Annotated in this window: 20 protein-coding genes and 1 pseudogene; 19 read left to right on the forward strand and 2 right to left on the reverse strand. The window is 40.3% G+C overall.

Annotation, left to right across the window (positions count from 1 at the left end; translation table 11 throughout):
• The 5 genes from NYE24_RS00560 (at nucleotide 1) to NYE24_RS00580 (ending at nucleotide 4,596) form a co-directional block, all read left to right on the forward strand.
• On the forward strand, nucleotides 1-1,266 hold the full coding sequence (locus NYE24_RS00560) for a phage portal protein (protein ID WP_342477783.1): 1,266 nt from the start codon (nucleotides 1-3) through the stop codon (nucleotides 1,264-1,266).
• Nucleotides 1,267-1,814: 548 nt separating this feature from the next.
• Nucleotides 1,815-2,159, forward strand: coding sequence for a hypothetical protein (locus NYE24_RS00565; RefSeq protein WP_342477784.1), 345 nt, complete (start codon nucleotides 1,815-1,817; stop codon nucleotides 2,157-2,159).
• Nucleotides 2,160-2,279: 120 nt separating this feature from the next.
• Nucleotides 2,280-3,026 (forward strand): stalk domain-containing protein, encoded by a 747-nt coding sequence (locus tag NYE24_RS00570; protein WP_342477785.1) that lies wholly within the window; start codon nucleotides 2,280-2,282, stop codon nucleotides 3,024-3,026.
• A gap of 85 nt (nucleotides 3,027-3,111) precedes the next feature.
• A complete protein-coding gene (locus NYE24_RS00575; RefSeq protein ID WP_342477786.1) occupies nucleotides 3,112-3,459 on the forward strand; it encodes a hypothetical protein in 348 nt (115 codons plus the stop codon).
• A 3-nt stretch (nucleotides 3,460-3,462) separates the two neighbouring features.
• Nucleotides 3,463-4,596, forward strand: a complete 1,134-nt coding sequence (locus NYE24_RS00580) for an Ig-like domain-containing protein (protein ID WP_342477787.1) — start codon at nucleotides 3,463-3,465, stop codon at nucleotides 4,594-4,596.
• A gap of 289 nt (nucleotides 4,597-4,885) precedes the next feature.
• Here NYE24_RS00580 and NYE24_RS00585 read toward each other — a convergent pair whose 3' ends face one another.
• Nucleotides 4,886-6,049: a site-specific integrase gene (locus NYE24_RS00585; protein ID WP_342477788.1), complete on the reverse strand. Its 1,164-nt coding sequence runs from the start codon at nucleotides 6,047-6,049 to the stop codon at nucleotides 4,886-4,888.
• Between the two features lie 441 nt (nucleotides 6,050-6,490).
• On the opposite strand from NYE24_RS00585, the gene NYE24_RS00590 reads away from it, so the two are divergent.
• The 14 genes from NYE24_RS00590 (at nucleotide 6,491) to NYE24_RS00655 (ending at nucleotide 16,809) form a co-directional block, all read left to right on the forward strand.
• On the forward strand, nucleotides 6,491-7,885 hold the full coding sequence (locus NYE24_RS00590) for a hypothetical protein (RefSeq protein ID WP_342477789.1): 1,395 nt from the start codon (nucleotides 6,491-6,493) through the stop codon (nucleotides 7,883-7,885).
• A gap of 779 nt (nucleotides 7,886-8,664) precedes the next feature.
• The gene (locus NYE24_RS00595; protein ID WP_342477790.1) at nucleotides 8,665-9,003 is read left to right on the forward strand and encodes a hypothetical protein; all 339 of its coding nucleotides are present in this window, start codon (nucleotides 8,665-8,667) and stop codon (nucleotides 9,001-9,003) included.
• Between the two features lie 86 nt (nucleotides 9,004-9,089).
• Entirely contained in the window at nucleotides 9,090-9,431 is a 342-nt protein-coding gene (locus NYE24_RS00600; protein WP_342477791.1) for a hypothetical protein, read from the forward strand.
• A gap of 91 nt (nucleotides 9,432-9,522) precedes the next feature.
• Nucleotides 9,523-9,858, forward strand: coding sequence for a hypothetical protein (locus NYE24_RS00605; protein WP_342477792.1), 336 nt, complete (start codon nucleotides 9,523-9,525; stop codon nucleotides 9,856-9,858).
• Nucleotides 9,855-10,190 carry a hypothetical protein gene (locus NYE24_RS00610; protein ID WP_342477793.1) on the forward strand — a complete coding sequence of 112 codons (336 nt, stop codon included), beginning with the start codon at nucleotides 9,855-9,857 and terminating at the stop codon, nucleotides 10,188-10,190. Before NYE24_RS00605 ends, NYE24_RS00610 begins: the two co-directional genes overlap by 4 nt.
• The gene (locus tag NYE24_RS00615; protein ID WP_342477794.1) at nucleotides 10,187-10,489 is read left to right on the forward strand and encodes a hypothetical protein; all 303 of its coding nucleotides are present in this window, start codon (nucleotides 10,187-10,189) and stop codon (nucleotides 10,487-10,489) included. The genes NYE24_RS00610 and NYE24_RS00615 overlap by 4 nt, the downstream gene beginning before the upstream one ends.
• Nucleotides 10,482-10,949, forward strand: coding sequence for a hypothetical protein (locus NYE24_RS00620; RefSeq protein WP_342477795.1), 468 nt, complete (start codon nucleotides 10,482-10,484; stop codon nucleotides 10,947-10,949). The genes NYE24_RS00615 and NYE24_RS00620 overlap by 8 nt, the downstream gene beginning before the upstream one ends.
• A 34-nt stretch (nucleotides 10,950-10,983) precedes the next feature.
• Nucleotides 10,984-11,343 carry an HNH endonuclease signature motif containing protein gene (locus NYE24_RS00625; protein ID WP_342477796.1) on the forward strand — a complete coding sequence of 120 codons (360 nt, stop codon included), beginning with the start codon at nucleotides 10,984-10,986 and terminating at the stop codon, nucleotides 11,341-11,343.
• 558 nt (nucleotides 11,344-11,901) lie between these two features.
• Nucleotides 11,902-12,966, forward strand: a complete 1,065-nt coding sequence (locus tag NYE24_RS00630) for an IS4 family transposase (protein WP_342477797.1) — start codon at nucleotides 11,902-11,904, stop codon at nucleotides 12,964-12,966.
• Nucleotides 12,967-13,101: 135 nt separating this feature from the next.
• Entirely contained in the window at nucleotides 13,102-13,422 is a 321-nt protein-coding gene (locus NYE24_RS00635) for an XkdW family protein (RefSeq protein ID WP_342477798.1), read from the forward strand.
• 58 nt (nucleotides 13,423-13,480) lie between these two features.
• On the forward strand, nucleotides 13,481-13,618 hold the full coding sequence (locus NYE24_RS00640) for a hypothetical protein (RefSeq protein ID WP_342477799.1): 138 nt from the start codon (nucleotides 13,481-13,483) through the stop codon (nucleotides 13,616-13,618).
• Nucleotides 13,619-13,736: 118 nt separating this feature from the next.
• Nucleotides 13,737-15,527: a hypothetical protein gene (locus NYE24_RS00645; RefSeq protein WP_342477800.1), complete on the forward strand. Its 1,791-nt coding sequence runs from the start codon at nucleotides 13,737-13,739 to the stop codon at nucleotides 15,525-15,527.
• A 380-nt stretch (nucleotides 15,528-15,907) separates the two neighbouring features.
• Nucleotides 15,908-16,408, forward strand: coding sequence for a phage tail protein (locus NYE24_RS00650; RefSeq protein WP_342477801.1), 501 nt, complete (start codon nucleotides 15,908-15,910; stop codon nucleotides 16,406-16,408).
• Nucleotides 16,409-16,497: 89 nt separating this feature from the next.
• Complete coding sequence (locus tag NYE24_RS00655; protein WP_342479345.1) at nucleotides 16,498-16,809, forward strand: phage tail protein; 312 nt, start codon at nucleotides 16,498-16,500, stop codon at nucleotides 16,807-16,809.
• Between the two features lie 29 nt (nucleotides 16,810-16,838).
• Here NYE24_RS00655 and NYE24_RS00660 read toward each other — a convergent pair.
• A pseudogene (locus NYE24_RS00660) lies at nucleotides 16,839-18,153 on the reverse strand (transposase).
• Nucleotides 18,154-18,341 lie beyond the last annotated feature (188 nt).

An 18,341-nucleotide genomic window follows, 5' to 3' on the forward strand; every position in this document is an offset into this window, starting at 1 on the left:
TTGTACGAAAATGAAAATCAATGGTTTGTAGAGGAAGTCAATAGAGTTTCAAATCAGCAGAGGATTAATGATGTCCTAAATACGAAGGAGTACTTGAGCGGCAAGCATAAGATTCTAAAGAAGCCTAGTTACAATTACAATGGTCAAGTATATGAACCACGCAAAATCATTCTACAGATGGCAAAGACAATTCTAAATTTTAGTGTTGGTTACGTTATGGCTAATCCGATTACACTAACAGGAGATAAGTCCGTCACAGATGCTTTTAAGCGAGTATATAAAAGAGGGAAATACAATCAGCTTGATTACGATATCCTTGATAAGATGTCCAAATATGGATACGTTGCAGAGTATGTTTACATAGATAATCAGCAACAGCAAATCAAATCTAAACTTCTAGACCCTGCCGACAGTTATCCAGTTTTTGATCATCACAATGAGTATACGGCATTCGTCGAACATTATTGTGTTGGTAACGTGAGTTATTATAACGTGTACTATCCAGATAGAGTTGAAGAGTATACGGATGAAGGCGGAAATTTACGGATGACTGGAAGCTTCAATAATCCTGCTGGACTACCTGTTCTATATCATAATCAATCTGAGATCGGGAATCTTGGATACTCTGACCTGTTAGATATCCTGCCTATCTTGGATAACATGGAGGACTTACTAAGTAAGGCTGTAGATGGCTATTATCATCATATTTCAGGTATCCCTATCCTAAAGGGGCAACAGCTTAAAGGTGATGGATTACCTAAGGATATCATTGGCGGTGGCCTTGTACTGGATGATAATGCAGAATTCTACTTTGCCAATAATGAGTTCGATCATCAAGCCTTTGAGACGTTATATAAGACTCTTACAAGCGCTCTGCTTGATATAGCTAACGTTCCAGCCGTGAGCATGAGTAAGACGGATGTGAGTAATCTGAGCGAAGTTTCTATACGCCTCCTCTTCTCCCTTGCCGATATGAAAGGTGCTTTGAATAGCAAGTTCTTGCGTGAAGGCATGGAACAGCGCTTCGATAAGATTAGAGAGTTATTAAGTCGTAAAGGACTTGTATTTTCCGACGATGAATATGATACTTTGGGTATTGTATTTAAATTTTCAAGACCGTCGAACGACAAAGAGATTGTAGATAATCTGAAGGTGCTAAAAGACATCAATAGTATAAGTATGGAGTCCATTGAGGAGCACAACCCCTATGTGACAGATGTTCAAGGCGAGCTTGAGAGACTTCGGAATGCGAGCAACGGGGTATAATAATACATATTTTTGTATCTATTCTCATTAAATGAATGGTCGCAATACATAAGGTATATATTTAAAAGGGTTATGCAATTTCGCGCACACGTTATATATACAAACTATTAGTGTGCGCGTCTCCTATTAATATATAGGTGTGAATTGTTTCAAATTTTTTATTGTTTTCAATTCAAATTTTTGCTATATTTAGTGTTATTATTACAATATATGGTATAATACAGCCCTTTTCCCTCATAGATACCACATAAGTATAGTTATATGGTACATAACTATACTTGTATGCCATTCAGAACACTACCTATCATAGTTAGCGGTCTGAAATCGGCAATTTCTCAGATAATTTTCTGAGTTTTCAAGGAAAATACAGATGATTTGTACTATTTGTATGATCTGCAATGCAAAATGAGGTTGGAAAATGGGTTGGATACCCCTAAACTGGAAAAAAGCTCGGCATCTAGACGTTTTACACACGACCGAAAAAAAAGGAAAATGACGCATATGATTGCTCGTCGCTCAATTCACTATAAAAAGGGAGGGTATTGGTAATGAGAAATGCAAAACGATATGCTAATTCATATTTCAATCATGATGCAACAAATATTATTTGGAGAAGCTTGAACAGCAACACTGATATTGAGAGAATCACAAACGGGTGTAAAAATTTAATAAAACATATGTCAACTCAATATAAAGCGCATGAACTTCAAAGAGAGGATATTGAAGAGATGGAACGAGAGTTAGGGAAATATGAGATTGCTCTAGATCGTATATCTGAACATCCACAATTATTCACTTTCTCAGAAGAAGAACAAGTTACTTTTAATGAGCAGTTTGAAATTTTATCTGATAAAGTGAACAAAATTAATGTAAAAAAAATATTTTGGGATTGAGATTTTGTGTTTCCTATGAAGCATGATCCCTTTAGACCACTACCTGTGTTATTTTCCATTTCTATATACCTGCTAGCTACAAGATGGTAGTATTTAGGTAAAAATGCAGGAGGCAAGTCAATGAAAAAAGTAATTATCGGTTTCTTATGTGGCGCTTTGTTCTTTTCAGGAGTATCTTATGCAGCATCAGGTAGTTTAACAGCTAAATTAACTAGCTATAAGATATTCATAAACGGAAATGAGAAAATCCTTAAAAACAAACCAGTTTCTATCAATGGAACTACATACCTACCATTAAGAGAAATCTCAGAGGCAGTTGGTTATTCCGTAGTCTTGGAGAACGGGAAATTATTATTAAACAACGGATCAGTTACCACACCCACTTCTAATAATTCCTCATTAAAACAAGATGACTATACTGAGATTGGAGCTAATAGTCTAAAACTAAAGGTGGACGATAAATATTACGGATTAGCAATTAGCACTCCAATTTATGTAAAGGGAAGTTCGATCTATCTTACATTTAACGCTTCTTTGATTGATTTAATTGTTTCAATCGCTTCAAATGATTATAAAATTTATGAAACTAATAATGATAATCCTGATTTCATTACTGCGGAACATTTCGCCAGTAGTTATAAATATCTTGAACTCATTGAGAAACAAAAGTCGTATAGCTTAAACAATACGGAAAACGGTAAAAGATATGAGATTGTAACAGATAAAAACTCTAGCAAAGGAGTCATATTTTTAGAAGCTAATGATAGATACTTGATTCCAATAAATGATGTCTTTAAAAGTTTAGAACTCAACATGGAAGCCATATATGAACCTAATCAAAAAAGAGTTGTTTTAAAATTCAAGTAATTAACTTTCCCAAGCCTACTCTATAACGGGTAGGTTTTTTCTATGCCATAAATCCAAAAAAAACCTATACAAAGGAGCAATCAATATGAAATTCACGGAACGCCTTCAACTCGAAACGCAAGGTATCACCCTATCCCCTTCCGAATTATCCATTTATCTTGAAGAAGAGGGGATTGCTGTCCCAGATTCGGATTATAATCCTGCATCCAATATTGATAAGCGTAGAGTCTATTCAGCGGCATTATCTATTCTGAACAGCGTGGCAAATAATCCTTCTTTAATGAAGTCATATAAATCTGACGACATTTCTATCAGCGATTTCGCCGAGTCAATTCAAAATCGCATTGACCAGTTAGAACGAAAAATCCGTATGATGGCCTCAAACGATACTCAGGCGATTAGCAGCACTTTCATGCTGTTTACCGGAGTGTGAGACATGATTAATTTATTCAATATTTCCGACACAACGGATTATGAGTTTTTCCAGAACCAAATTGGTACGGATGTTTATGTAAATGGTTCATCGTCAGCAATCAAAACGGTCATTACAAATACGAACATTGAACAGAACTATGATGATAAAAAGATTTCTTCCCTATCGCTGCTTAAACGTGGCGATATTATTTTATTACAGGACAAAAAGTATATGATTATCTCTGAGATCACTGGACAACGGTATAACAAATTCAAAGGAATCATGCGTTATCTTCCACATACGATCATGGTCAATGATGCCTGTCGATTCTCCACTCTGGATTGTTATATTTCTGTTAGTAATTTAGGTGTGACAGATGGAAAGGTCTTATCTATCACGGACGGTGTGATAACTGTTTATTGTACAAACTCTATAAGTAATTCAACGCTTAAAATTAATTCTAGGTTCCTCGTTGGTGGTCAAGCGTTCAAGATTTCAGGAATTGATACATACAGTCAGCCAGGAATCATGATTTTATCGTGTGAGAAGGATCTGATTTCCACTACTGATGATGTTGTAAATAATATTGCTGGCGCTTTGTCGTGTCCAATCGACATTACAAATACAGATACTAATTTGACAGTTGGCGTGACGCTACAATTAGACTATACAAGCACTAACGATGTTCCAGTGACATTCACTTCTTCTAATCCTTCTATCGCCACTGTGAGTGCTACAGGGCTTGTAACAGGCATATCTGAAGGTGTAGTGACTATTTCGATGAGTAATTCAACGAACAGTGCGATTACAGATGTTGTGACTATTACAGTAGAAGACATTCCAATTGTTAAAACTGTATCAATAAGCGTTAATTCGGCTCCAATCACTGAACTAAAAGTCTCTCAATCCAAAACCTACACGGCAAATGTTTATGAAGGAGATGTACTTTTATCTGAGGACGTAACGTGGAATTTATATGAGGATGATCAGGTAAGCCCATATAATACGGCTAATGTTCAGATCACAGCAACAACGGGAACTACAATTACCCTCAAAGGAGTAAAATACACATTCTACGTCCAATTGAAATGCACTCTCAACAGTGATCCAAGTGTATTTGTATGGCAGCGGATTAAGTTGAGATCGTTAATCTAGACCACTAACCTAAAATTTGGATAGAACACTTTACTTTCTCCGATGACCACTATATACTAACACTATCAAGTTTTTAAAAGTGATGGTCATTAAATTATAAACGTTGTCGGAGTAAGTTCGAACCATTTATAACCTCAATTCCCTCTTGACAGGGTAGGGGTCATGGGTTCGAACCCCATCCGTCCTATAAGAAAAAGCCTTGATAATCAAGGCTTTTTGCTTTTTATGGGGTGTTAATGGACTGCCTTTTACGGCAGTGATACGAATTTGATATGAAACGTTATCGAACTTATCCACCCTTATAAAAAGATTTACCGAAGGAGTCCGCTGTATCCTCCTGAATGTCAGGGGTTATATGAGCGTAATTGTCGATCATGCGAGTATCGGACCATCCAAGTCTTTCGGCGATGGCCTGCGGAGTCTCCCTGTTCTTTATTAGGAAAGTGACATGTGAGTGCCGTAGATCATGAAACCTGATTTTTTTTAGAGGATCTTGCTGGCGGGCTGCTCCTCTAAGGCCGTTTGATTTCTGGACATGCGTATTCAAGTTTTCAACAATGCGTGAAAATGACCTGTTGATATTTCTGAGGGATACTGGATTCCCTAAAGAAGTAGCAACGACAAGATCGAGATCCTGATAGACGTCCCTGCGAATCATCTTCTCTTCCTTCATTTTGCGCCGATGTTTTTCTAGAATTTCTAATGTGTGATTATCAATCCGTATAGGTCTGCTGCCTGAAACAGTCTTTGCTCCAGCCTGAAGTTCCTTGCCATCGTGGCTAAGTATTTGTGTAATCGAAATGATTTTATTCTCAAAATCAACATCCTTCCAGCGCAGTCCGAGAATCTCACCTTGTCTCATCCCGGTTGTTAATGCCAGAAGGGACACAATGTAGTAACGGTCATCCTTAGCAGCATCCAGGAAACGGTGCGATTCCTCAAGAGTCCATACCTGCATCTCCTTTTTGCGAGCAACAGGGCGTTTAACAAGCTCCGCAGGATTGTCTCCAATTTCCTTCCAAGCTTTTGCCTGCTTCATAGCATCATTAATCAAAGTGTGGCATTTCTGAATGTTCTCATCTGAGAGTGAACCCTTTTCATGAAGCTCATTGTAAAAGTCCTGCAAATTCCGAGGCGTGATAGACTGAATATTTTTCATCCCTAAGCTCGGAATGACATGGTTGTTCACAAGAGAAGCGTACATTTTCCAGGTGCTGCTCTTAACGTTCATTTTCTTGTCATTAAGGTAGGACGTCAGAAAATCCCCAAATGATTTATTCGATTTCTGGATAAACTTCTTCTTGTTGATCTGATCCTCTGCTTCGGCCATTGCTGCCTTTACTTCTTTCTTGGTCTTGAATCCCCTCCGAAGTACCTGCTTATACTTACCATCCTCCTTGTAATTGACCTTGAAATAGTACGTTTTTGTTTTTTCATCCTCATACCATGGCATAAACAATCCTCCTTCCATTTAAAACTTTCATTCTTGAATAGAAAGAACAAGCTGAAACCTACTGAACGTTTCTAGTATGTTTCAGTATAAATGCGATTTTATTTGCGAATTGTTACTCGATGTATTCATTCATTAGGTTTTTAACGTGATATTCTTATAGCATGGAAAACAAAGAGAACAGCACCCGACACAAACTGATGCCCGTTTGACGGCCGCGAGCCGCAAGGGTATACCGGCGGGCAGGCTGTTCTTTTTGTTATCCAACATTCGGAGCAGTGAGGACAGCTAAGTTACTCAAGTGTCTTTATTATTATTACAGAATACAATTTGAAAATTTTGAGGATCGCTGGGCGAAAGCACTGGTGTTAATAATAGGGAGGTGATAATATTGTGAAATGTTGCCTATTTCTATAAAACTAACTATTTAAGGAGGTATATTAGGTGAGGAAGTACGTGATCTCTGTTATAAGCCTTTTAATTATTGTTCAATCGTTAGTGACTATCCAAGTTGATAGTGCATCTCAAAAAACATCTATTAAGTTTAATAATGGTGTTTACTATGGGGAAGTTAAAAATGGCGTGCCTAATGGAAAAGGTACCATCAGTTGGTCGGAAAATAAAACATACTCAGGTGATTGGCTCAATGGAAAACGATCAGGTTATGGAAAGTACATTGCACTTATTAAGGAAAACGGGGACTATGAATATAAGAAATATAATGGTTATTGGAAAAATGATACGTATAACGGTCAGGGTGAATATGTATATATACATAGCTATACTATAGATGGTTCTGGATATGAAAACAGCCAAACTACAATAAAGAATGGGGAATTTTTAAGCGGGGAACTGAAAACAGGATATACTATGAATAATCCTAAAGATTTGCCTTATATTTTTGATTACAATGACAATAAGGTAGGGGTTGGATTTGCCAGCTATCCAGAAGATGTGAAAAACCATCTCTCAAAGAACTTCAATCAAGGATACATACCTTTACTCTCCTATGTGGTGAAGCAAACTAATGGGCTGATAAAAGGGTACAGTTACTATTTGGGAATGGAAGAGGACAGACAGGAACTTTCTGAAGGATTCTTCAAAAAGGATTGGTCGCTAAACAGTGGTGTGAATTTAGAAAATACAAATGATTATGAATTTTATACCGCAAAAGAATTTAAAAATGGCAAGTTGATTTCAACAAAACAAGTTAACGGTGATATCAATGAAATAATAACTAAAAAAATCAAAGTGAATTTAAAGGTTTTGCTCCCATATGTTAGTGGATTTAATAAGTTATATAATACATCAATATCTGAAATGAAGAACTTTGAGCAAAGAAAAAATAATTCAGAAACAACCAAGGTGACGTCTAACAGTACGCAAGAAAGTACAAAAAATAACTTAGGGGAACTTAGGGAGTATAGTGGTAGTTGGGTCCTAGAAGATATTAATGAAAATGGAGAAATTTCATACCCAAGTGTTATAACTATTTTTGTCGAAAATAATACAAGTGGTTTTGTAACTATTTATGAACGTAGAATTCAAGATAGAGATATTTCTAAAGAAGCAATAGTAGAATCAAAATTCGTAGTCAACGACGAGGGAGTAGCGAAGTTTACTTTTGATGATGATGGTTATGGACACATTGGTACGGTTGAAATACGATTCACTAATGCTGGTTTAATAGTGACCTGCGAATCACACGATCCTCAAATAGTACGTGAAGATGGAACAATTTATAGAGAAAGTACAGGGAATTGGTCTCTTTGGGAAGGAAGCAAGAGTTTTAATTGGAACACCAAAAGAGCAATAGAAGATATAGGTTCAGAGATCTAGGTCAGGTAAAATCTTCAGATCATGGAGAATGGGAATAAAAATAGAATAAGCACAGTGTGACTGAAAGTCATCCATTAACTCGGGTGGCTTTTCTTATTGATTATCAGTTCAGCAGGATTTATCTTCCATACGCCGAATTATGAAGGCTTTAAAGATACGCATGATGCATTTTTAAATGATGTATTTCACAATGAGGATGTTGATTTGGTTAGGATTATCAAGATTCATCTCTATTGTGAATACTGGATTAACAAGCTAATACTAGCTAAAGTAAAAATAGGAAAAAAATAATTGATGATAACAATAACTATTCTTTTGCAATTAAAGTTGATCTACTCTACAACCTAGGATTTATAATCGAAGAAGTGTATTTAAATCTACGTAAGTTAAACAATCAACGAAATGGATTTGCGCATAATTTAAATTACAAACTTAAGCCTAAAGATATGGACTATCCACACATGAAATACCTAGAGGATGTAGATTTTACTCAGATGGATTCAATATTAATGGTGGCCCTGGTCACTTATGCTAGACTTCATGAAGTATGTACTAAAGAATTTGGACTGAGCACAGAATCGGGCGAACTATAAACACATGAAGGATTTATCTTCCATATGCCGAATTATGGTTGTGGGAGGTGATAAAATGTCAAACGAAGGAGAAAAAAGATTGCTGTTGAAGATGATGAAGGCGAACTGCACATCATTTTAAGTAAAGACGTCAAAACTTTTACTAGAGAAAATCCTGATGATCCTCGTAGCTTAAAAATGTATTACATGGAAAATGAGCAGTTGTTTAGAGAAGTCCACTTAGAGAAAGGTGTTAAAGAATTTCATAAGTGGACGGAAAGAGCATTTAACCCTAAACAGGAGAACGTAATAGGAGATGGTAGAATGTTGGACTCACAAGTGGTGAAAGAAGGATATATTAAAGGGGCACAATATTCTGGTTATTATTCTTTGTTAGACAACGGAACCTATATGGCTTCAGTGGTGGCAGTGGAACCTGGCCCAGACGCATTCGGGGAACATAGAACACGCATAAGCCAAGATCGAGAAACGGCAATCAATAATGTGTTAGCTCTGTGGAACGAGTTGGAAAAGGAGTTTGGCTAGGCACTTGAATCATCAATCTAATAAGCATTCACTAAGCCACCTGTTAACCCGGGTGGCTTTTTCTGTGACCAGAAAGGAGAAAACATATGAAAATCCATAAAGACGGAACACTGGAAGGCACCCCGGAGGAACTGGCAGCTTATGCGAAGCTCCAGAGTCTACAGCCCTTCAAAGTCATCGAGCCTATTACGCCGCTCACAGGGCAGCCCTACAGGCCGCCCGATACGATCATCAGTACAACAGGCATAGATGCTGGGAAATATCCTGGAAGCGATCAGAGGCCGTATAGGGTGGACAGAACAAGGCATCCATATGACCACAACAATGCAGTATTCGCCTACAACGGTGATCCTGAGACTAATGGAAGTGTCGCAATAACGACATTGCCAGGCAGAGTGGTCTCCGAAAATACGGGAGTTATATCGTAGTTACGTGACAATCCCATAATCTAAACCCCAAAAGCCCATGTGGTGACGGCGAAGTAAGGTACATGGGAGAACAATATAGGAGGTTGTGTTCATGGGCAATCAAAACGATCAGATGGATGCTCTTGTGTGTGGGCTGCGCAGAGTGCCTTTAATCATAGATGAGTACCATGATAACCCGAGGCCGGGTTATGTGGTTCCAGCCTGGAGCCGGGATCAAGGAGGTTACTTTATTCAGGTGCCGCCAATTCACTGCAACAACGATGAGCAACCACTAGAGCATAGATGGTCGAAAGAAGAGATCTGTTCTGTCCTCGGTGTACCCGCAGAAATGTTCAATACTCTCAAAAGCAATGAACGCGAGCATGAAGAGATGTACCAGGCATGGCTTAAGAGTCGATTCGGCATTCAGAAAGGTGGGTCAACATGAGCACAGCACAGGCCAGCAAGGCCACACCAGCCATATGCAATGAAGGCTGCGGCGAGCAGTTTGAGGTCAAGGGTTTTGATACAGCCAGCCTGCCGGGAGCCATAGAGAAGACATTCTTCACCTGCCCACATTGCCAGCATGAGTATATCGCCTTCTACACAGACCCAGAGGTACGGCAGCTGCAGGATAAGATCCGGCGCATACAGAGTCAGCTCCAGAACCCGCAGGCTAACCAGGCGGTCATCCTGAAGAAGATCAAGCAGACGCAGGCTGCTATCAAAGCTGGCATGGACCGGGTGAGAGCAGCAGTTGAGGGAGGCGCAGGCGGATGACAGTGGATACAGTAGTTGCGCTAAAGACGATTCTTGTGGTAGGGAAGGACGTCACTCAGGCCCGCAATCTTTGGAAGGACTTAGGCTTGAGAGATAAGTACCCCAGAGAGGCCAAGGTTAAGTATGTGAGCCGTAACCCATTCATACTGGATGGGCTTAACCCTGCTGAGATGCTGATTGTATTGGTAGGACAGCACTGGCTGAACCCAATCATGGAGAGCTCAGTCATGCAGCACTATATGAAGCGCGGAGCAACGGTGGTAAATCATGAACTTAGAAAGGGTGAGGACAATGATTAGAGTACAGACCACAGTAAGCATGGGAGAGCACTACATTGAGCGTGTGCTGGAGGTGGATGACATCAGCAAGCTATCCGAGGATGAACGGGCTGCCATCATTGATGGGGCTATTGCACCAGTGGAGTACGACCATGAAGATACCGGACCGGATGTCCACTTTTTTAACGGTGAAGAGGTTGAACCTCAGAGCAAAGAAGGCAGTACTGTAGGAGATATCAAGATCAGGCTCGACACATCAGAAGTGAAGGAAGCGCTGGAGGACGTTGAACGGCTGTCTCATGGGTTGTCCGAACTTGAAGGGCAGGGCGGCATAGAAGACAGGCTGGCGTACCTGGACAGACTCATTACGTTGGCCCATACATTCGGTGGGAGCAACCCACTCCTGGAGTTGGGCGGAAAGATACAAACTGTGCTCAATAGTCTTCAGGATGACCTGGGCTTAAAGGTATCCAGTGAGTAGGGAGTAGGCATGTCGTGCTAATGGAGGTGGTGACATGAGAAGCAGCAGGCGTGACGAGAACCGTTATTATGACCGCTTTAAGAGAGACAAGACCTCAAGGGCATTCTATAAGTCCACAGCATGGGAGAGAGCGAGAGAGCTGGCGCTCATCCGCGACAATCGTCTATGCCAGCACTGTCTAAAGCGCAAGCGCCTGACACCGGCAGACATGGTGCATCATATCAAGCCTATCAGCGAGTGTCCTGATCTATCCTTGACACTGGACAATCTATTGAGTCTCTGTAATGGATGCCACAACAAAGAGCACGGGGTTGAAGGGAAGAAGGAAGAGGTGGTGCCAGCCAACCGGAAGGCGCGTTTCATGGTGTCCAAGGCTAACGAACAGCTCTTTTAATGGGTGACAGGCGGTAACATATGTATGGTTCCTCTGTACTTATCTCTTATAGAGTCTATAAGGCTACTACATCTACCTGCTACCCGCGTCATAGACCTCTCTATACATACTCTATAGATAATCCCATAGGGATATAGACGCCTGTAGAGGGCTTATAGAGGGTTCTGAGTAATTTATAAATTTTACCATTAGATGTTAATTTAATTACATTTTGTGGATTTATAATAATAAACAAATGATGGTAAATTTAAAATCGGGACAAATACAGTCCCCCTCCCTTCAAGGTTGGGATGAAGGGCACAGGGGACCGAGCTGCCAGTTTCGTTTTCGGCGCATGACCATTTCATATAAGAGGGGGGGTCATGGAACACAAGCCAAAAAAGGAAATAAAGGACCGATCAGCCAAGAGGTTATTTGAAATAGTGCAGGCCTGTTGATTAGCCAAAAAAAGGTAGCAAAAAGGCCGCTCATTCGGTAAAGTGTTTGTACCCCTACAAACATCCGAAACGAGGCGACCTCATGAAAAAGTCTACTTCAATCTCGAACATTCTGTAATCGGTGATTCCCGAAAAGAAACTTTCACCGTTTCTGCAAGAGCTTAAATATGTCGATAGAGCAAGGAAATTCACCGTCTATGACCTCTTTTTATTCTTGGCGGAAGCTTCGTTCCAGCAGTGGAAGGGGTATCGGGATGGTGAAGTACGCATGGACTCCAGCGGCCTCAGACCCGTAGACCATTCTACGCTCTCCAAAAAAGCGAAGGATGTTCCCTTCGAGCTTTTTAAGCAACTGCTGGTTCTCATGATTGATCGGTGTAATCGCTCGACCCGAAGACATTTAGGGATTCCCAAAGCCTTGCTTCTTGTCGATTCCACCAAAATCACCGTGGGTAAGGCGCGGCTTCCTTGGGCTCCGCTGAAGGGTGAACGAGCAGGAATCAAATTGCATGTGTCGCTGGTGGCTGATGAAGGCCGACTCTATAAAGTGACCGAGACCACAGGGAATTCCCATGATTTTAAAAGCTGTCCCGATGTGATCGACAAGCGGTTTATTCTCGTAGCGGATCGGGCGTATAGCGGGTACAAACGATTCGATGACTATCTGGAGCAGCACCAATTCTTTGTCATTCGGCTTCGGGACAATACGCTCTTTCAGTCCCCGGTCTCCCGAACGCGTGGCGAACCCTTCAAGGGAACACTCGAGCGAGATTTCACCTGCCAATTGGGAAAAGGACAACGGCTTTCCAAGCACCGTTTTCGCGTGGTGATTCTAAACGATCCCCAAGGCAACCCGGTGATTCTTGCTACAAATCTGCACTGGCACTCCGCTGAGCGGATTGCAGAATTCTATAAGAAGCGGTGGCAGATTGAAGTGTTTTTTCGCTGGATTAAGCAGCATTTAAATATCTCAACCTTATTCGGGACCACACCAAACGCTGTGTACGGTCAGTTGTATACGGCTCTACTGGTTTATGTGTTATTGAAATTCCTGTTTGACGAAGGAAATGCAAGGGTACATTGGAGCGCAAAACTAACGTTTGCCGAATTTGACCGCTTATTTACGCTGCAACGTTTACCCGTAGAATGGATTGCTTTTTTAGCTAATGATCTTACATTCCCATAATTTAGCTAATCAACAGGCGTGCTGGAGAGCCAATTGTGTTACAGTTGTATGCTTGTTTACCAGTATCGGCGTATGTCGGCAGCACTAACACTCGGTTAGAAGTCGTTCAAATCGCTTAGAAAGGAGAAGTTGCTTGTGAACATAGCATTAGCACTTAAGTACTTATATCTAGGAGCAGACCAGATGAAGGAATTTGAAGTACGAGACAATGGACACGGGGAGCAATACATCGCCATCTGGAATCTGGACAAACCAAAGCCGACAGAGGAAGAGTTGCAGGCAGCCTGGGTAGCGTACCAGGAGGCTGGAGCAAACAAGCCGCCACTGATGACGGCGTTGGAAAAAATACAGGCAGAGAACGCAGCCCTTAAAAAACTAATCGAGGAAAAGGACCACGAGAACAAAAATGCCCTTTTTGAGATATACAACATGCTGGGGGAATCATCTACGTCATGATTAGTTTGTTCCTGTCATGTCTCCCCTACTCAAGACCTCGAAAGGAGGTGACAAATCGATGATTATCGTTATGGCATCTTTGATTCTTTGGGGGGATATTACATTCGGACAAGTACCAAATAACTCAAAAGAATTAGTCAAAGAACGTTTGGAGATTCTGGGTTATGATGAAAATGGACAACCGATTAATATTTAAAGTAAATTAAGTTATGTATAAAAACAAGGACTAGTAAATGCTAAGAAAGTAGGGTATTCTTGGGAGTGCTGATTAATTCGAAGAACTCTACTTTTTAATTGAGAGAAAGGTGTTTGGTATGATTATATCTAAATTTCTTGACAAAAAGATTATTGCCCTTGTTCTTATCTTCTTATGTACTATTATTATTCGGTATGAAAACATCTTCGAACGTCCATTGGGATTTCATAATGAAGATGCTACATCCCACGTTTTGGTGACCATGAATGCATTCGATGAAAGTCCTCTTTCAATGCATTATTTTCTTCCAATCTTTACATTGGGGGAGGAACATAACAAGGGGATAGATGACCTGCCATCCGCCTCAAAGCAAGATGAATATGGAAATTATTACTACACTTCTTTTCCGCCATTAGGATTTATTGCACCATATATTTTCGCGAAGATATTCTTCTTACCTCTCAATCTTATCACTTTGAGGATTTTCAATGTAATATTGGGCTTGCTATCAGCCTTACTTATATACTTTTTAGTGAAAAAGATTACTTCAAATATAAATCGCAAGTACTCAAATCTGCCAATAATATCGGCGATTATCTACATGTTTAATGAAGAATCTCTTTGGAGTCATTCGAATGCATATTGGGCGCATTCATTGTTACAGCCTATTTGGATAACTTCTATTTACCTGTTTCTGAATATTCTTCAAGGAGATTATAGACGGCGTATTTTATGGGGCCTTGGAGTAGTCATTTTTTTGATGTGTTATACAGAATGGACGGCCTATATAATGGCATTTCTTTATATTTTAACCTTATTTCATGTTTACATTAGAGATAAACGAAAAGAAGTTTTAGTTGCAGTTGGTATCGTAGGAGGAATGTCCTTTTTATCGGGAATCCTAATGGTGTCATTGTTCTCAGCTAAAGTCGGCTTTAGTGAATATTTTCATGGTTTGTTTTATCGTGCTTCTCAGAGAAAAGGGCATCTAAGTTTACTTAGCGAATTGATTCAAAACTATTGGGTTGGATTTGGATTGTTTTTATTTATACCCTTAGTTTTATTGATAATTTTTTGTTTCAAAAGGCAAAGAGAAAGTGAATCAAATATAATATTAAGGAATCTAAGAATATTAGTAGTTGTAACATGGATACCCATGTTGGAAAATGTATTTCTCCTAGAACACGCTGCTCTATATACTTTTGCTACTTTGAAGCTGGTTGTTCCAATTATACTAACTACAATACTGATTTTAATGTATTTAAATCAAAAATATACAAAATTGGCGTTAATTTTGGTTTGCATAGCCTCTGTCTGGTCGGTCAGAACTTATTTTTATATAAACAACTCACCACAAAATGATGTGATCTACAAAACATATATCGAAGCTGGAACTTTAATTAAAGCCAATACAAAAGATGATGAAATAGCATTTCTGAATCGAAGGGTTAGAGGTCATCTTATTTATTATGCCGAAAGAAACATCGTCGAATGCGGTTCGTTGGAAGATGCTGTTAAATTTATGAGAAAATCTAAGTTTGCAACAGGGAAATATTATATTGTAGGTGGTAGTAATTTTGGATTTGAACCTCCTGATAGCAAATATCTTTGGGAGTATTACGGATATTCAAGTGGTTTTATCGAAATAAGTAAAAATGGTGAAGAAGGTATCACTATCTATCCTGCTAAATTTAATGATAACAATTGGATAAATGGAATCAGCAAAGAAGGTAATGGTTTTTTTGTCAGCAATAGCGAGATTCTTACAAGCCTTAAGCCTGGTAATATATTAGCCGACCAGAGCGGAGGTTTACATAAGATCACTTCTATATCAAACGATCAGGTCTGGTTTGGTGGAGTGCCATCTAAGAGCTTGGTGGACGCAAAAAGTTTTAAATTAGTTCACTAGGAATTTGCTACTAATGAAAGATATATAATAAAGTTATTTTTTAAAAACACGCCTGTACTTGACGTGTTTTTTGTTTTATCTCTAGCTAAGGGAATCTCCTTGATCGGAAAGAAGGTAGATGATGAACTTACTACAGTCATACGATAAAATATGGTAGCAATCGGTGCTTTGATCAAATCTTATGATATTACGAGAAAGCGCTGAATTAACTCGGATTACGAGTTGTCTTTTTGGTACCCATGAACTCAAAGGACTATCTTGAGAAAATACAAATCAAAGGTCATGTTAAAGATGAGCGCGGGCAATTCTAAGTGATTAATAGCCGGTCCCGGGTGCGGGAAGATCGCAAGCTTACGGCATCCATCATGTGTACGCATGTAATGTTTAAACTAACCGACTTCAAGTTTCCATACTCTTCATACATTGCCGAGGCTTACGGTGTCCACATTTCACAACTCACAAACCTTATCTCTGCTGCAACCGGTGGGCGGTTTACGTTTTCCATTGACGATACGTTCGATCTTTGTGTCGTCAAGGATTTCGGGCAAGGAAACTGTCTCCAGGCGCTGAACAAGGTTGTAGAGTTGTATGGTTGTGAAGTCGAAGCGGACAACTTCGTTATTCACCTTAAAAAGCAGATTGGCAAGGATGAAGGCATGCAGTGCCGAATTCAGAAGAACATTGTCTCTGACCAATTCAAAGATGATGCCTCATCGCTTGTGACGGCCTATTTGCCAGATGAAGGACGGGAGAACATGGATAGGTCAACTGCATCGATTCTCACAAACGAAGAGAGGCCGTTGCTGGAGGCCGTTCCAGGGGCAATCGTTAACGGCATTCTGCAAGTCAATTACCTTATATCACCACATGCTGCAACCTAGGCGAGTAATTCAGTCCCGTACTTGATGGAGAAATTATTGAGCAAAACATCGAGTCCGAGAGTGATCTATTAGAGGCTGCGAGAAAGACGCTGAGGGAAAAGGAAATCCCAAGCTTTGAAGTCACTGTGGATAGCGCAGACTTGTACAAGATTAGAAGCAATGCAGTGAAACCAGACCTCGGAGATACCGCCTATTGCTATGATCCAGATATCGGGCTGAACAACCTAAAGGCCCCGATCATGGAGTTGACGGAATATCCTTTCACCAAGGAAAAGCACGCACAAGCGGTATTGTCCAACATCGAAATCAAAGATATGGATGATATCATCTCAGATCTGGACAAGAGCAAGAGATTGGTTGACAACCGTTACTCTAGGTCGCATTCGTACAGAGTTATTTGAAGCGGTAGCAAAGCAGGTCATAAAGGATATCAATAATTCAAAGACAGAGCTGATTTACGGAGTTGACAAAAGACAGCCGTTTTGTTTTTCCTTGTTTTCGCTTGAGACACTTCAAGAAATAAACTCATGAGTTGCTGAAGTGCAGACTTGTAGTCCAGAACACGAACCTCGTACGCAAAGAGAAAAAAGAGTCCGCCTAGTGTCCGGCCATCACTCGATTGCCGCCGTTCGTATTCCATGGCTAAATATCGGCTGAATACAATCGTTGTATGGCTAATCAGCCCGTCAAAGGAGCGGCCTTGAAATTCAGTTCCCAGTTTCAAATAGCTTTTAGTGACTTTGAAAAAGGTCTCAATACTCCAACGCATACTATAGATTCGTACGATTTCAGCTGCATCCAGCGTCACATCGGTACTTAACATGGCCAGCCACTCCCGTTTTTTATTCTGGTTGCGGACAAACATAAGCTTCACAGACAGACCGCAGGCGGTGTGCACGATGACCGAGCCTTTAATGTCTTTGGCATGCGATACGGGAAGGCTTTGAAACACCTCGTGGAGTGTCATTCGCTTACCTTAAACAAGGTAGCGTTGCTTCATTTCTTTCACCATACCAATCACAGAAAGTCCTTTGGCGGTGAGTTCACGGAGCAGTGGAGCTTGTGTAAACCAGCTATCCATAAGCACGTAGTCGGCGGTAAATCCTGCACGTAATGCTCGTTCCAGCAAGGCTACGACAGCATCAGGCTTCCGAGAAAAGACCTCCATCCGGAGATTGTAGCTATGGCTGCGTTTGGAGAGATTCGAAGCCATTTCACAAAAACGGTTCGCCAATTTGGCGGAAGACAGTATAACAAAGTCAAGCGGAGCAAAGCTAAAGCCGTCTGAACAGCCTAGCGTTAGCATCGTGTAGCCTTTGGTGAATTTGCCTGTGGAGTGGTCAAATACACGTGCCAAAAGTTCCGCTTTTTTGCTCCGGTTTCGGCTGAGTACGGAGTCGTCAACAATGAACACGCGTACTCGGTGCGACGAAATCAGCGATTCGAAATGGCGCACGAAGCGAAGACTAAAGGCCTGTAAAAAAGCGCCGCCACGCAAATGAAGCTTGAATTAAGAAACGATACACAACATCTTTACCAGGAAGATCTGCTCTGCGGTCACTTTCCAAAAGATGGAACCAGTTCTTCCCTTCGAAAACGAAAGAGAATATGATTTGAAAAATGGCTAGACTGGAAAGGCCGAAAGATTTAGAAATGCCCGCTTGCCGTAAGGTTTTTCCAAGGTGAAGAGTGGCCAAAAGTTTAGAAAACCGAGACTGTTCAGACAGGGAATGTTGTTGTAACATAGGGTTACGCACCTTTCTTGTTGTCATGGTAAGCTCGATACTTCCATGATACCAAACAAGCGGGGTGTTTTTTTGTCAATACGGTTAAATCTACTGAATTCTCCTTACTCACTCAAGGGTTTAATTCGTTTTTCTAGGTGCGAAAGTTGAGTTAATGATTTAAAAAAGAAAGAAATTAAATTAAAGAA

This window comes from Paenibacillus sp. FSL H7-0350 (genome assembly GCF_038593195.1).
GTDB lineage: Bacteria > Bacillota > Bacilli > Paenibacillales > Paenibacillaceae > Paenibacillus_AQ.